This window comes from Pantoea sp. PA1 (assembly GCF_056856975.1).
This window is the reverse complement of record NZ_JBXGEE010000004.1, coordinates 270,020-283,560: the sequence shown is the minus strand read 5'-3', so window position 1 is coordinate 283,560 and position 13,541 is coordinate 270,020. Positions and strand designations below refer to the sequence as shown.

Annotated in this window: 13 protein-coding genes and 1 other RNA gene; 4 read left to right on the top strand and 10 right to left on the bottom strand. The window is 56.8% G+C overall.

Annotated elements, in window-relative coordinates:
- Positions 1-359 precede the first annotated feature (359 nt).
- Genes ubiI through AC1V0D_RS16880 form a run of 4 tightly spaced genes read right to left on the bottom strand, consistent with a single transcriptional unit; the run spans position 360 to position 4,706 of the window.
- Complete coding sequence (ubiI, locus tag AC1V0D_RS16895) at positions 360-1,562, bottom strand: FAD-dependent 2-octaprenylphenol hydroxylase (RefSeq protein ID WP_058958034.1); 1,203 nt, start codon at positions 1,560-1,562, stop codon at positions 360-362.
- Positions 1,563-1,575: 13 nt separating this feature from the next.
- Complete coding sequence (ubiH, locus tag AC1V0D_RS16890; protein ID WP_482907789.1) at positions 1,576-2,754, bottom strand: 2-octaprenyl-6-methoxyphenyl hydroxylase; 1,179 nt, start codon at positions 2,752-2,754, stop codon at positions 1,576-1,578.
- Positions 2,751-4,073, bottom strand: coding sequence for a Xaa-Pro aminopeptidase (gene pepP / locus AC1V0D_RS16885; protein WP_185185207.1), 1,323 nt, complete (start codon positions 4,071-4,073; stop codon positions 2,751-2,753). The genes ubiH and pepP overlap by 4 nt, the downstream gene beginning before the upstream one ends.
- Positions 4,074-4,127: 54 nt before the next feature.
- Positions 4,128-4,706 carry a YecA/YgfB family protein gene (locus AC1V0D_RS16880; RefSeq protein ID WP_009087101.1) on the bottom strand — a complete coding sequence of 193 codons (579 nt, stop codon included), beginning with the start codon at positions 4,704-4,706 and terminating at the stop codon, positions 4,128-4,130.
- A gap of 170 nt (positions 4,707-4,876) precedes the next feature.
- Between AC1V0D_RS16880 and zapA the strand changes: the two genes are divergently transcribed.
- The 3 genes from zapA to AC1V0D_RS16865 all read left to right on the top strand — a co-directional run bounded on the left by zapA (position 4,877) and on the right by AC1V0D_RS16865 (position 6,115).
- Positions 4,877-5,206 carry a cell division protein ZapA gene (gene zapA / locus AC1V0D_RS16875; protein WP_009087102.1) on the top strand — a complete coding sequence of 110 codons (330 nt, stop codon included), beginning with the start codon at positions 4,877-4,879 and terminating at the stop codon, positions 5,204-5,206.
- A gap of 39 nt (positions 5,207-5,245) precedes the next feature.
- Positions 5,246-5,429: non-coding RNA, 6S RNA (gene ssrS, locus AC1V0D_RS16870), on the top strand.
- Positions 5,430-5,506: 77 nt separating this feature from the next.
- Entirely contained in the window at positions 5,507-6,115 is a 609-nt protein-coding gene (locus tag AC1V0D_RS16865) for a 5-formyltetrahydrofolate cyclo-ligase (RefSeq protein WP_140924980.1), read from the top strand.
- A 110-nt stretch (positions 6,116-6,225) separates the two neighbouring features.
- On the opposite strand, the gene serA is transcribed toward AC1V0D_RS16865, so the two are convergent.
- Positions 6,226-7,464 (bottom strand): phosphoglycerate dehydrogenase, encoded by a 1,239-nt coding sequence (serA, locus tag AC1V0D_RS16860; protein ID WP_009087106.1) that lies wholly within the window; start codon positions 7,462-7,464, stop codon positions 6,226-6,228.
- Positions 7,465-7,743: 279 nt separating this feature from the next.
- The gene (rpiA, locus tag AC1V0D_RS16855) at positions 7,744-8,403 is read right to left on the bottom strand and encodes a ribose-5-phosphate isomerase RpiA (protein WP_046102502.1); all 660 of its coding nucleotides are present in this window, start codon (positions 8,401-8,403) and stop codon (positions 7,744-7,746) included.
- Positions 8,404-8,585: 182 nt separating this feature from the next.
- On the opposite strand from rpiA, the gene AC1V0D_RS16850 reads away from it, so the two are divergent.
- Positions 8,586-9,491, top strand: coding sequence for a LysR family transcriptional regulator ArgP (locus tag AC1V0D_RS16850; protein WP_009087111.1), 906 nt, complete (start codon positions 8,586-8,588; stop codon positions 9,489-9,491).
- Positions 9,492-9,756: 265 nt separating this feature from the next.
- On the opposite strand, the gene AC1V0D_RS16845 is transcribed toward AC1V0D_RS16850, so the two are convergent.
- From AC1V0D_RS16845 to fbaA, 4 genes are all read right to left on the bottom strand, one after another.
- Positions 9,757-10,479: an oxidative stress defense protein gene (locus AC1V0D_RS16845; RefSeq protein ID WP_009087113.1), complete on the bottom strand. Its 723-nt coding sequence runs from the start codon at positions 10,477-10,479 to the stop codon at positions 9,757-9,759.
- Positions 10,480-10,623: 144 nt separating this feature from the next.
- The gene (gene argO, locus AC1V0D_RS16840; protein WP_476639407.1) at positions 10,624-11,247 is read right to left on the bottom strand and encodes an arginine exporter ArgO; all 624 of its coding nucleotides are present in this window, start codon (positions 11,245-11,247) and stop codon (positions 10,624-10,626) included.
- Positions 11,248-11,371: 124 nt separating this feature from the next.
- Complete coding sequence (gene mscS, locus AC1V0D_RS16835) at positions 11,372-12,268, bottom strand: small-conductance mechanosensitive channel MscS (protein WP_482907788.1); 897 nt, start codon at positions 12,266-12,268, stop codon at positions 11,372-11,374.
- Positions 12,269-12,459: 191 nt separating this feature from the next.
- Complete coding sequence (fbaA, locus tag AC1V0D_RS16830; RefSeq protein ID WP_009087119.1) at positions 12,460-13,539, bottom strand: class II fructose-bisphosphate aldolase; 1,080 nt, start codon at positions 13,537-13,539, stop codon at positions 12,460-12,462.
- Positions 13,540-13,541 lie beyond the last annotated feature (2 nt).

Sequence of the window (13,541 nt, the reverse complement as noted above, 5' to 3'; positions counted from 1 at the left end):
GCTGACGTTACCACCGAATCTGGCGATTAACCATAAGCAAATCGGGGTCGAAAGCAGAGGCACAGACTAACCAGGAATCGGAAGCGACAGGATAATAAACTGCATTTTTGTGATTAATCGCGCAATAAATGCAGGCTATTTAAATATACGCAGCAAATTTATGCGGCACGACGTCCAGGTTGTTAAAAAGATCCCGCCTTCCGCGCGCTTCCGGATAAAAAAAAGTAATGCGAAATCTCACGCAAAATTAGAATAAATCAAACGAGGAACCCTGCTGGTGCAGCGTTGCCTTTTTGTGGTGCAGAGGGGGATTGAGAGATAAAAAAGCCAGCAGAAGCTGGCTTAGCAGAGGGGCAGATTCAGCGAAGCCAGGCGGGCAAATCGGTCAGGCCCATCGCCTGTTTCAGCATCATCGGTTTGACGCCCGGTAAACGGTCCGCCAGCTTCAGACCGACATCGCGCAGCAGTTTTTTCGCCGGGTTGTTGCCTGCAAACATTTCGCGGAAGCCCTGCATGCCCGCCAGCATCATGGCGGCGCTGTGTTTACGGCTGCGCTCATAGCGGCGCAGATAGAGGTGCTGACCGATATCTTTGCCCTGCTGATGGAGACGCCGGATCTCACCGATCAGCTCTGCGGCGTCCATGAAGCCCAGGTTAACCCCCTGTCCTGCCAGCGGATGGATGGTGTGAGCCGCATCCCCGACCAGCGCCAGACGGTGCGCCGCGAAGTTGCGGGCGTAGCGCGCCACCAGCGGAAACGTTTTGCGCTCACTTTCCAGCTGGCAGAGGCCAAGGCGCATATCAAACGCCACGGAGAGCTGCTGGTTGAACAGTGCGTCCGGCATGGTTTCCAGGCGGCTGGCTTCCTGAGGCGACAGCGACCAGACGATAGAGCTGAGGTGTGGGTCCTGCATCGGCAGGAACGCCAGTATGCCGTCGCCGTGGAACACCTGACGCGCCACCGCGTCATGAGGTTGTTCGGTGCGAACGTTAGCCACCAACGCATGGTGGTCGTAATCCCAGAAGGTCAGTGGAATATCCGCTTTGTTGCGCAGCCAGGAGTTTGCGCCATCAGCAGCAATCATTAAGCGCGCGCTTAGCATGCTGCCATCCTGCAGCGTGATAAAGGCTTCGTTGTCACCAAATGCCACCTGCTGCAACTGCGAAGGCGCCATCAGCGTGACGTCACTGCAGGTGCTGGCGCGTTGCCAGAGCGCGCTCTGGATCACCGGATTTTCGATAATGTGGCCAAGATGCGACAGGCCCTGCTGCTCATCATCAAACGCGATGGCTCCAAAACTGTCCTTCTCCCACACTTCCATACCGTGATAGGGGCTGGCGCGCAGGGAAAGGATGGTTGACCAGACATCCAGCTTCTGCAGCAGACGCTCACTGGCGGCATTAATTGCCGAAACACGGACGGAGGGTGACGCACTCAGCGCCAGGGGCGGCTCCGGCGATTTTTCCAGTACGGCGATGCGCAGTCCACTGCCCTGCAAGCCGCAGGCGACAGCCAGCCCCACCATTCCGCCACCGGCAATCACCACATCAAAAGTTTGCATCTGAGCCTCTTTATTAACGCTTAACCCAGCCAAGCGTGCGCTCAGCCAGTTGATTTCGTAGCCACGGCAGATGGTCCATCGCCAGCAGGCCCAGGTTACGTCCTGCCACCAGCGGGGCGTAACGATTGGCAAAGACGCGAACCAGCCCGTCTGTGATGCCAATGGTGGCGGCACGGTCCGACTGCCGGCGTTGCTGATAGTGATTCAGGACCGCATAGCTGCCAGGGTCCTGCTGTTCCCGATGGGCAGCGGCCAGCGTTTCCGCCAGCGACATCACGTCGCGCAGGCCCAGGTTAAAGCCCTGCCCGGCAATCGGATGCAGCGTCTGTGCCGCATTGCCTACCACCGCCACGCGATGCGTTACCGTCTGCACCGCCTGGTGCAGCGCCAGCGGGTAGCATTCGCGCTGACCGGTGTGGGTGAATTTCCCCAGCCGCCAGCCAAAGGCGCGCTGCAACTCGCTGAGGAATTCAGCATCACTCCACTGCACTATTTTTTCGCGCTGCGACGCCGGATGGCACCAGACCAGCGACAGACGGTTCCCGGACATCGGCAACAGCGCCAGCGGGCCATGCTCGGTGAAACGTTCAAATGCCCGGCCCTGATGAGGCAGTGCGGTGGAGACGTTGGCGATAACCGCCAGCTGCTGATACGCCTCAGTCTGCCACTGGATGCCACAGGATGCCGCCAGTGCAGAGCGTGTGCCGTCTGCCGCCACCAGCACTTTTCCGCTGAGTTGCTCGCCGTTGTCCAGCGTCACCTCAACCTGCTCTTCGCTGCGGGTTGCCTGGGTCACGCGAGCCGGACAGCGCAACGTCACGCCCGGCGCTTTTTTCAGTTCAGCAAACAGTCGCTGACCGACGTCAAACAGCTCGACAACCTGCCCCAGCGCCGGAATCTCATAGTCAGCCGCCGCCATCGAGACAAAGCCTGCGTGGCCGCGGTCGGAGACATGGATATCAGTAATCGGCGTGGCACAGCTGGCGATGCGCTGCCAGAGGTTAATCGCCGCCAGCTGCTGGCAGGTGCCGGCTGAGAGCGCAATCGCCCGGCCATCAAAACCGGGGTGCGCCCGGCTGGCAGGCTCGCTGCGCTCGATCAGCGTCACCGGCAGTTTGCCCTGAGTGAGATGGGAGATCGCCAGCGCCAGCGTCGCCCCGGTCATGCCGCCACCGGCAATCAGAATCGTCATGCCTGTTTAGCCGCCGCCATCAGCGCCTCAATCTCATCGGCCTCTTTCACAACGCTGTCGGTGAGATTTTCAATGCCCTCTTCGGTGATCACGATGTCATCTTCGATACGGATACCGATGCCGCGATACGTCACAGGGACATCCGCATCCGGCGCGATGTAGAGGCCCGGTTCAACCGTTAACACCATGCCCGGTTCCAGTATCCGGTCGCGGCTCGGCGTGCCGTAGTGGCCAACATCGTGAACATCCAGCCCCAGCCAGTGGCCCAGACCATGCATGTAGAACTGACGATGCGCCTCTTCGGCAATCAGCGTATCGACGTCACCGTCGAGAATGCCCAGCTCAACCAGGCCGGTGATCATAATGCGTACGACTTCATCGTTGACTTCGCGAATGCTGATGCCAGGCCGGAACATCTCCAGCGCCCGGTTCAGTGAAGCCAGAACGATGTCATAAATCGCGCGCTGCGCCGGGCTGAATTTGCCGTTAACCGGGAAGGTGCGGGTGATATCCCCGGCATAGCCGTGGAACTCGCAGCCGGCATCGATCAGCACCAGATCGCCGTCACGCATTTCACTTTCATTTTCGGTGTAGTGCAGAATGCAGCCGTTTTCTCCGGCACCGACAATGGTGTTGTAGGCCGGGAAGCGCGCGCCATGACGGGCAAATTCGTGATGAATCTCTCCCTCCAGCTGATACTCAAACATGCCTGGCTGGCAGGCCAGCATGGCACGGGTATGGGCCAGGGCACTGATCTTCCCGGCGCGGCGCATCAGCTCGATTTCATCCGCATCCTTGAACAGGCGCATCTCATGCACCCAGGGACGCCAGTCGGTCAGGGTGGCAGGCGCGCTGAGGTTCTGGCGGAACCCACGACGCAGTTTTTCCAGAGCGCTGAACACCAGGGCATCGGCATGGCTGTAGTCACCCTGTGCGTGGTAGATCACATCCAGGCCGTTGAGCAGCAGGTGCAGCTGTTCGCCAATGTCGTCCCAGGGCAAGGCGCGATCCACGCCCAGTTTCGCGGGAGCCGCCTCCTGACCCAGCCGACGGCCAGACCAGATCTCTGCCGTGAGGTCACGCACGCGGTTAAACAGCACGCTGTGGTTGTGATTCTCATCGCTTTTGATCAGGACCAGCAGCGCCTGTGGCTCGTTAAAACCGGTGAAATAGCTGAAATCGCTGCTCTGACGAAACGGATACTCGGTGTCATTACTGCGCGTCACTTCAGGCGCAGCAAAAATTAACGCGGCGCTGCCTGGCGCCATCTTCGCTAACAGCGCCTGACGGCGCTGCAGGAATCGTTCCAGTGAAATCATCTCTGCACTCCCTGTAAACTGACCGGTTAAACTCGTTGACCTGAAATGCCTGACTTAATGCAGCGTCGGCTTTTGCACTTCTGGCGCAGTGGGCTGTGGGCGGGTAAAGGTGTCATGACACAGCAGGGCTGCCACGCGCACATACTCAATCACCTCTTCCAGCGACTGCTCCAGCTCCTCCTGGTCTTCATCCTCTTCATAACCGAGCTGAGCGATGGTGCGCAGGTCATCAATGGCTTCGCCGGTTTCCCCGGTGACCTTATCCAGTTTAGGCTGTGTTACGCCCAGGCCGAGCAGAAAATGGTTCACCCAGCCCGCCAGCGCATCGGCACGGTCAAAGACGGTGATGTCATCATCAGCGGGCAGCAGCAGCTGAAACAGAAAGCCTTCATCTTCCAGCGTGGTCGCCGTGTGCGCGTGCAGTTCTGTCAGTGGCACTGCGAGAGAGTGAGAAAACGCCATGCCTTCGTTAGCCAGATCGTGGACCAGCGTCTTCCAGCTGGTGTCCTGGTTACCGCCGCAGAGGATCCCACTCAGCAGGCCGTGCATTTCTGCGGGCGTCATTCCAACACCCTGCTGTGAGAGCACCGCCGCAAGCGCGTTGTAATCGGGGGTTGCGTTCTGTAAGGACATAAGTTTTCATCGTCGTTGGCAGAATAAGTTCGTGTTATGCTACCACTAGCTGCCTCAAGGTTTCCAGAAAAGGGGTTGTATCTTATTTCGTGGGTCTATATAGTTGCCCGCCTCCCAAGCCATTGACTGCTAAGGGAGTTGCGAGCGAAGTAATCAGTCAGGAAGGTGGCATGTCTGCACAACCGGTAGATTTACAAATTTTTGGTCGTTCGTTAAGAGTGAATTGTCCGCCAGAGCAGCAAGATGCGCTCAATAGTGCGGCTGACGATCTCAATCAGCGGTTGCAAGATTTAAAAGTTCGCACTAGAGTCACAAATACAGAGCAACTGGTGTTCATCGCCGCGTTAAACGTCTGCCATGAACTGGCGCAAGAGAAAGTGAAAACGCGCGATTATGCTGCTAATATGGAACAGCGTATCCGTATGCTGCAGCAGACGATTGAGCAGGCGTTAGTTGAGCAGGGTCGCATAACCGACCGCCAGGATGCGAAGTTCGAATAAAACTTCATGGTTGCTGTGCTACAGTAACGGTGAGGTAAATTTTCTCTGAGATGTTTGCAAGTGGGCCAGTCCCCTGAGCCGATATTTCGAAAAAACAGAATGTGACGCTCTGTAACCTGTGTGCATGCTCGGTCCGTCCGAGAAGCCTGATGGTTACGACGGCATGTTCACCTTGAACCAAGGGTTCAAGGGTTACAGCCTACGGCGGCATCTCGGAGATCTCCCTTTCAGCACTCCTGCTTTTTTCCCCCGACCGACATGTTATAGTCGCTGAACAGCGACTTATCCGGCGGGGAAATCATGTCTGAACCTTCCATCTCTGCACCTTCCATGTTACAGCGTCAGGAAATTCGCCAGCAGGTGCGTCATCTGCGCCGGGCCCTGACGGACGAGCAGCAGGCCCAGGCGGCCGAACAGCTTGCGGAGCTGGCCCTGAACTACGCCCCGCTTACTGCCGCACAAAATATTGCCCTGTTTCTGTCGGTGGATGGAGAGCTCAATACCCGTCCGCTGATTGCCCGGTTGTGGCATCTGAAAAAAACGGTCTGTCTGCCGGTTTTGCACCCCTTCTCTCCCGGTAATTTACTGTTTCTGCGCTATTCGCCCGACACCCCTTTGCAGACCAATAAGCTGCGTATTCCCGAACCGCCGCTAGACATCCGGCAATTGATCACCCTGGATCAGCTGGATCTGATGATGGTGCCGCTGGTGGCGTTTGATCACGCCGGTCAGCGTCTGGGGATGGGCGGAGGCTTCTACGATCGCACGCTGCAGAACTGGCGGCAGCACGGCTTTTTGCCCGTGGGTCTGGCCCACGATTGTCAGCAGGTTGACAGCCTGCCGGTGGCAGAATGGGATGTGCCTTTACCGGCCGTAATGACGCCGTCAAAGCTGTGGCAGTGGGAGTAGAGGAAGTGATCTTACGACACTTTCAGATGGCTTAATCCCCTGTCCGGGCGCACCTGGCTGCAATGAAACCTGAAGAGACGCGACTCAGCGCCTCTCCAGGCGGGTAGCGCTTAGTAAAGTAAACGCGCGCGGATAGTCCCCGGAATAGCCTTCATCAGCTGCAGAGCTTTCTCCGCCACTTCCGGCTCAGCATCGATATCGATGACCACATAGCCCATAAATGGCGACGTCTGCAGATACTGAGCGGCGATGTTAATGCCCTGCTCGGCGAAAATCTGGTTGATCGCCGTCAGCACGCCCGGACGGTTCTCGTGGATGTGCAGCAGACGGCTGGCGCTGATGCCGTGGATCGGCAGTGAGACTTCGGGGAAGTTGACCGCCGACAGGGTGGAGCCGTTATCGGAATATTTCGCCAGCTTGCCCGCAACTTCAATACCGATGTTCTCCTGCGCTTCTTCTGTCGAACCGCCAATGTGCGGCGTCAGGATCACGTTGTCGAACTCACTCAGCGGAGAGATAAAGGGATCGCTGTTGGTGGCTGGCTCGACCGGGAAGACGTCGATGGCCGCGCCTCCCACATGCTTGCTGGCCAGTGCTTCGCACAGCGCCGGGATATCCACAACCGTGCCGCGAGAGGCGTTAATCAGCAGCGCGCCAGGCTTCATCTGCGCCAGCTGCTCCGCCCCGATCATATCCTGTGTCGACACGGTTTCCGGTACGTGCAGGCTCACAACGTCGCTCATGTTGAGCAGTTCCGCCAGATGGCGAACCTGAGTGGCATTACCCAGCGGCAGCTTGTTTTCAATGTCGTAGAAGAAAACGTGCATGCCCAGGCTCTCTGCCAGCACGCCCAGCTGCATCCCGATATGGCCGTAACCGATGATGCCGAGTTTTTTCCCACGCGCTTCGAATGAGCCTTTGGCATTCTTGTTCCAGATACCACGGTGCGCTTTGGCATTCGCTTCCGGGATGCCACGCAGCATCAGCAGCATTTCACCAATCACCAGTTCAGCGACCGAGCGGGTATTGGAGAACGGCGCATTGAAGACCGGGATTCCGCGGCTGGCGGCGGCCTGCAGGTCAACCTGGTTGGTTCCGATACAGAAACAGCCGACAGCGACCAGCTTTTCAGCTGCCGCAAAAATCTCTTCAGTGAGCTGGGAGCGGGAACGGATACCAATGAAGTGCGCATCACGGATGGAGGCTTTTAATGCATCAGCGTCCAGCGCGCCCTTGTGAAATTCGATGTTGGTGTAGCCTGCAGCCCGCAGGTTGTCCAGCGCGCTCTGATGCACACCCTCCACCAGCAGGAACTTAATCTTATCTTTATCCAGTGATACCTTTGCCATTTCCCGATCCTATTCAGCATTCAATGAGGAGTACCATAAGCCAGCCTTCTGTCAAAATATCAAAAAAATCGCGTCGGGCAATACAAACGATTGCCCGGGAGCCAGCACGGCAACGGCTGGCAGCACCACAATGCCAGACAAAATCACGGGGTCAGGGTTGAAGAGAGAATGAAACCGTTGCGGATAACGGTTATGTGACATAAGTCACCAAATTTCACCCGGGCGAGAAAAGATGATTTGCAGGCAGAAATAAGCGGCGCCGTATCGACGCCGGACAGATCATTTTTTGATGGTTTTCACGCCATCCGGACCGCCTATCAGCGCAATATCGGCGCCGCGTGCGGCAAACAGGCCCACGGTGACCACGCCAGGCAAAGCGTTGATGCTCTTTTCCAGCGCAATCGGATCGAGAATAGTCAGATTATGCACGTCGAGAATGATGTTGCCGTTATCGGTGATGACATTCTGGCGATACTCCGGCAGGCCGCCCATTTTAACCAGCTCACGCGCAACGTAACTGCGCGCCATCGGGATCACCTCGATCGGCAGCGGGAAGCGGCCCAGCACATCGACCTCTTTAGAGGCGTCGGCGATACAGATAAAGGTCTGCGCCACCGCGGCCACGATCTTTTCACGCGTCAGCGCCGCGCCACCGCCTTTGATCATCTGCATCTGCGGGTTGATCTCATCCGCACCATCGACGTAAACCGACAGCAGATCGATCTCGTTCAGGTCAAACACCGGAATGCCCAGGCTTTTCAGTTTCAGAGTCGAGGCATCCGAGCTGGAGACGGCACCTTCGATCTGATGCCTGACTGTGGCAAGCGCATCGATAAAGTGGGCAGCGGTGGATCCGGTGCCTACGCCAACAACCGTTCCCGGCTGCACGTACTCAAGTGCAGCCCAGCCAACGGCTTTTTTCAGTTCATCCTGGGTCATGGTATGTTTAAAACCTGTGCGACAACGAAGTGCGCGTAGTATAAAACAAGGCTGGCTGAAAATGCTCGGCTGACCGACGTGGATTTAACGCTTTGGAAGCCAGCCCACAAAAAACAGGTGAGCCATCACAGGCGGCACTTTTGTGGCATAGTGACGTCCACCCTGAAGGAGAGAGAAGAATAATGAAACGCCCGGATTATCGAACGCTTCAGGCGCTGGATTCAGTGATCCGCGAACGCGGGTTTGAGCGAGCCGCACAGAAACTCTGCATCACCCAGTCGGCGGTGTCTCAGCGTATCAAGCAGCTGGAAAACCTGTTTGGCCAGCCGCTACTGGTGCGCACCGTGCCGCCGCGTCCGACCGAACAGGGCCAGAAATTGCTGGCGTTACTGCATCAGGTCGAGCTGCTGGAAGAGGAGTGGCTGGGTGATGAGAACAGTGGAACCACGCCGCTGCTGCTGTCGCTGGCGGTCAACGCCGACAGTCTGGCGACCTGGCTGCTGCCCGCCCTGAAAGATGTGCTGGCCGACTCGCCCGTGCGCCTGAATCTGCAGGTGGAAGATGAAACCCGCACCCAGGAGCGTCTGCGTCGCGGTGAGGTGGTGGGCGCGGTTAGTATTCAGCCGCAGCCGCTGCCCAGCTGTCTGGTGGACCAGCTCGGCGCGCTCGACTATCTGTTTGTGGCGTCGCGCGACTTTGCCGATCGCTTCTTCCCCAACGGGGTGACCCGCTCTGCCCTGCTGAAGGCGCCTGCGGTCGCGTTCGACCACCTTGATGATATGCATCAGGCCTTCCTGCAGCAGAATTTCGACCTCTCACCCGGGAGCGTGCCCTGCCACATCGTCAACTCATCGGAAGCCTTTGTGCAGATGGCACGACAGGGGTCGACCTGCTGTATGATTCCGCATCTGCAGATTGAGCGCGAGCTGGCAAGCGGGGAGTTAATCGATTTGACGCCTGGCCTGTATCAGCGCCGGATGCTCTACTGGCATCGTTTTGCGCCGGAGAGCCGTCTGATGCGTCGGGTCACCGACGCGCTGATAGCGCATGGACATCGGGTGCTGCGTCAGGACGACGTGGCAGCCTGAAAACAAAAACGGGGCGAAAGCCCCGTTTTTGTTGCTGACAAATCGGGATAAAGAAGACTCTTACAACAACAGAAAAGTTAAACGCGCAGGGAGCAGGGTCAGAAGAGGAAAGCGTCCCGCGCCAGGGATGGTGCGGGCCGAGCGGCCAGGGATTGGCCTTAGCGACTTTCCGATCTGACCCTGTTTCCTGTGCAGGCACCGTCTCACAGCGAACCGGGCCAGGTTTTGTCAACAATTTCAAACGGGACATCAGCCCCGTTTTGCATTATGGCGCGTTGGGCTTGAGTTCAAACACCACATCGACCTGATCGTCAAAGTTAATGCTCTGCTGATCGTAGGTTTCCTGGGCTGAGGTATCGGCTGCTGCCGCCGCTTTATACATGCGGTTCATCGGCATTGGCTGATAGTTAGCGACCTGATAGCGGATGCTGTAGATTGGGCCCAGCTTCGCGTTAAAGCCTTCAGCCAGCTGTGAGGCCTGCTGAGTGGCATTTTTAATCGCCGCTTTACGTGCCTGCTCTTTGTAGCTCTCCGGGTTTGCCACGCCTAACTCGACGCTGCGCACCTCGTTCAGACCCGATTTCAGTGCCCCATCCAGCAGATCGTTCAGCTTGTCCAGCTGACGCAGAGTGACCTGAACCTGACGCACCGCGCGGTAGCCTTTCAGGACAGATTTGCCCTCTTTGGTGTAATCGTACTCTGGCTGGGTACTCAGGTTAGCCGCATCGATATCTTTCTTCTCAATGCCGTTTTTCTGCAGAAAATCGAAATATTGTGCAACCCGGCTGTCCGCCTGCTTTTTCGCATCGGCGGCATCTTTGGATGAGACATTCACCACGATAGAGAGCGTGGCGATATCGGGACGGGCATCGACTGTTGCCTTGCCTGAGGTCACCACGTGCGGCCCATTTGGTAACTCATCAGCGTGTACGCCAGGCAGTGCTCCGGCGCTCATGATTGCGGCCAGAGCCAATGCTTTCAGTTTCATGAAAGTCCTCCTTGAAAAGGTCACTATGACGGCTTCTAACCGGCGAAGCCCAGCAGCGCATCGGTATGCGCCATGCTTTGAGTGGTCATTATGGCAAAAGTTCGCCAGCGGTGCGGCAATAACCGTAGCCTGTTCGCGTTCTGTTCAGAAAGCGGCGATACCCTGGCACGCCAGTTGCAGGGCAATAAACCACATCACTGCGCCGACCAGCAGGTTAATGATGCGCTGTGCCGTCGCAGTGCGCAGACGCGGTGAGAGCCACGCGGCCAGCAGGGCCAGGCCGAAAAACCACAGGACAGAGGCGCTGATGGTTCCCAGCGCGAACCACTGACGCGCCGCGGTGGTCGGCAACTGGCCGCCAAGGCTGCCCAGCACCACAAAGGTATCAAGATAGACGTGCGGGTTGAGCCAGGTCACCGCCAGCAGCGTCGCCACGATGCGTCCCCTGCTCTGCCTGCGCGACGTCCCCTCTGCCAGATCGACATCGCCGCGAAAGGCGTGACGCAGTGCGCCCCAGCCGTACCAGAGCAGAAATGCCACGCCCGCCCAGGTGATTGCCCCCAGCAGCAGCGGAGAGTGACTCAGGAGTGCACTTCCGCCGAAAATACCGCCGCAAATCAGCAGAATATCGCTCAGCGAGCAGAGCGCCGCTGTCATCAGGTGGTACTGCCGCTTTACCCCCTGATTCATGACAAAGGCGTTCTGCGGACCCAGCGGCAGAATCAGTGCGGCACCCAGGGCAAGCCCCTGAAAGTAGAGAGATATCACAGAATTATGTCCTCACATCGTCAGATGTGAAGCAGTATAAGAGGGGGCGATGATTAGCGGAAATTGAAAGAATTAATCTGCGATTAGCAAAATGAATGGGCGACCGGGGTCGCCCATAAAACGATTACTCCGGCTGGGCCTGTGGCGCGATTGTCTCTGGCGCAGCGGTCTCCGGCTTTTTAACACGGTGCAGATGCACATCCATCTGTGGATAAGGAATGCCAATCCCTTTTCCATCCAGCGCACGCTTAAAGTTCTTCAGCAGATCCCAGTAAACATCCTGCAGGTCTCCGCTGTTGCTCCAGCAGCGCACCACAAAGTTCATTGAGGAGGCCGCCAGCTCATTCAGACCGACCTGCACGCCTTTCTCCTGCAGAACACGGCTATCAGCATCAACCACTTCGCGCAGCAGCGTCAGCACCTGATCAACATCCGCATCGTAAGAGACACCAATGATAAATTCATTGCGGCGTATCGGCTCGCGCGAGAAGTTAACGATATTACCGGTGATGATTTTACCGTTAGGCACCACCACCAGCTTGCCGTCAGCCGATTTGAGGGTCGTGGAGAAGCTCTGTACGTTCATGACCGTACCCATGATGCCGCCCAGATCGACAAACTCACCGGCCCGGAAGTGGCGGAAAATCACCAGCAGCACACCCGCCGCGAGGTTTGACAGGGAATCTTTTAATGCCAGGCCTACAGCCAGACCGGCTGCACCCAGAATAGCAATGACCGAGGTGGTCTGGACGCCGATACGCCCCAGTGCGGCGATAAGCGTGAACGCGATAATGCCATAGCGTACCAGCGCAGACAGGAAGTCAGCGACCGTGGTATCAATGTGACGCGCGCGCAGCAGACGATTGACCGCATTGGCGATGATGCGCGCAATCATCAGCCCTACCACGATAATCGCAATCGCGGCGACGATGTTTACCGCATAGCTAATCAGGAGTTCCTGATTTCGTATAATCCAGTTTCCCGCGTTGTTGATTTCATCGATCATGCCCGTATCCTGCATGTAACCATCCTGTAATTAAATCCCAAAGGGAATGAGACCACATTGTCAGAACCGTTCTGACAATCCCTGACAAAAGGGTAAACAATAAATGCCGGTGTGCCAAACCTGCATGACTTTTGACATAAATCTGCTGAAAAAAAGGCAAAAAAAAGGCCCTTTCGGGCCTTTTTTATACGGTAACCACCAGGGTGTTACAGTACGTCGACAGCGTTAAGCTCTTTGAAAGCCTGCTCCAGACGGACCACCATAGACGCCTGGGCAGAACGCAGCCAGACGCGTGGGTCGTAGTATTTTTTGTTTGGCTTGTCGTCGCCTTCCGGGTTACCCAGCTGCGACTGCAGATAGCCTTCGTTCTTTTTGTAGTACTGCAGAATGCCGTCCCAGGTTGCCCACTGGGTATCGGTATCGATGTTCATCTTGATCACGCCGTAGCTGATAGACTCTTCGATCTCTGCTGCTGAAGAACCTGAACCGCCGTGGAAAACGAAGTCCAGCGCGTTGTGCGGCAGGCCATGTTTTTCACACACAAACTTCTGCGAATCACGCAGAATGGTCGGGGTCAGTTTCACGTTGCCTGGCTTGTACACGCCGTGGACGTTACCGAATGACGCCGCAATGGTGAAGCGCGGGCTGATCGCATGCAGTTTTTCGTACGCGTAGTTCACATCTTCTGGCTGGGTGTAGAGTGCGGATGCGTCCATGTGGCTGTTATCAACGCCATCTTCTTCACCGCCGGTGCAGCCCAGTTCAATCTCCAGGGTCATGTCGAGTTTCGCCATGCGCGCCAGGTATTTGCTGCTGATTTCGATGTTCTCTTCCAGAGACTCTTCTGACAGGTCGATCATGTGAGAAGAGAACAGCGGTTTACCGTTTTTCTGGTAGTACTCTTCACCCGCGTCCAGCAGACCGTCGATCCACGGCAGCAGTTTCTTGGCACAGTGGTCAGTGTGCAGAATTACCGGCACGCCATACTGCTCAGCCATCAGGTGAACATGGTGTGCACCCGAGATTGCACCGAAAATAGCGGCGCCCTGTGGTTTGTCAGTCTTGAAACCTTTACCCGCGATGAAAGCCGCACCACCGTTAGAGAACTGAATGATGATTGGCGCTTTAACTTTCGCAGCAGCTTCCAGTGCGGCATTGATAGAGTCGGTGCCGACGCAGTTTACGGCTGGCAGTGCGAATTTGTTCTCTTTCGCGACTTTGAAGATCTTCTGTACGTCATCACCAGTGACAACGCCGGGTTTTACGAAATCAAAAATTTTAGACATGA

Excerpts from the sequence above, each read along its gene's own strand:
- ubiI (WP_058958034.1), bottom strand. The coding sequence starts at position 1,562 with ATGCAAACTTTTGATGTGGTGATTGCCGGTGGCGGAATGGTGGGGCTG.
- serA (WP_009087106.1), bottom strand. The coding sequence starts at position 7,464 with ATGGCAAAGGTATCACTGGATAAAGATAAGATTAAGTTCCTGCTGGTG.
- zapA (WP_009087102.1), top strand. The coding sequence starts at position 4,877 with ATGTCTGCACAACCGGTAGATTTACAAATTTTTGGTCGTTCGTTAAGA.
- rpiA (WP_046102502.1), bottom strand. The coding sequence starts at position 8,403 with ATGACCCAGGATGAACTGAAAAAAGCCGTTGGCTGGGCTGCACTTGAG.
- mscS (WP_482907788.1), bottom strand. The coding sequence starts at position 12,268 with ATGCAGGATACGGGCATGATCGATGAAATCAACAACGCGGGAAACTGG.
- fbaA (WP_009087119.1), bottom strand. The coding sequence starts at position 13,539 with ATGTCTAAAATTTTTGATTTCGTAAAACCCGGCGTTGTCACTGGTGAT.
- AC1V0D_RS16880 (WP_009087101.1), bottom strand. The coding sequence starts at position 4,706 with ATGTCCTTACAGAACGCAACCCCCGATTACAACGCGCTTGCGGCGGTG.
- AC1V0D_RS16850 (WP_009087111.1), top strand. The coding sequence starts at position 8,586 with ATGAAACGCCCGGATTATCGAACGCTTCAGGCGCTGGATTCAGTGATC.
- pepP (WP_185185207.1), bottom strand. The coding sequence starts at position 4,073 with ATGATTTCACTGGAACGATTCCTGCAGCGCCGTCAGGCGCTGTTAGCG.
- AC1V0D_RS16845 (WP_009087113.1), bottom strand. The coding sequence starts at position 10,479 with ATGAAACTGAAAGCATTGGCTCTGGCCGCAATCATGAGCGCCGGAGCA.
- AC1V0D_RS16865 (WP_140924980.1), top strand. The coding sequence starts at position 5,507 with ATGTCTGAACCTTCCATCTCTGCACCTTCCATGTTACAGCGTCAGGAA.
- ubiH (WP_482907789.1), bottom strand. The coding sequence starts at position 2,754 with ATGACGATTCTGATTGCCGGTGGCGGCATGACCGGGGCGACGCTGGCG.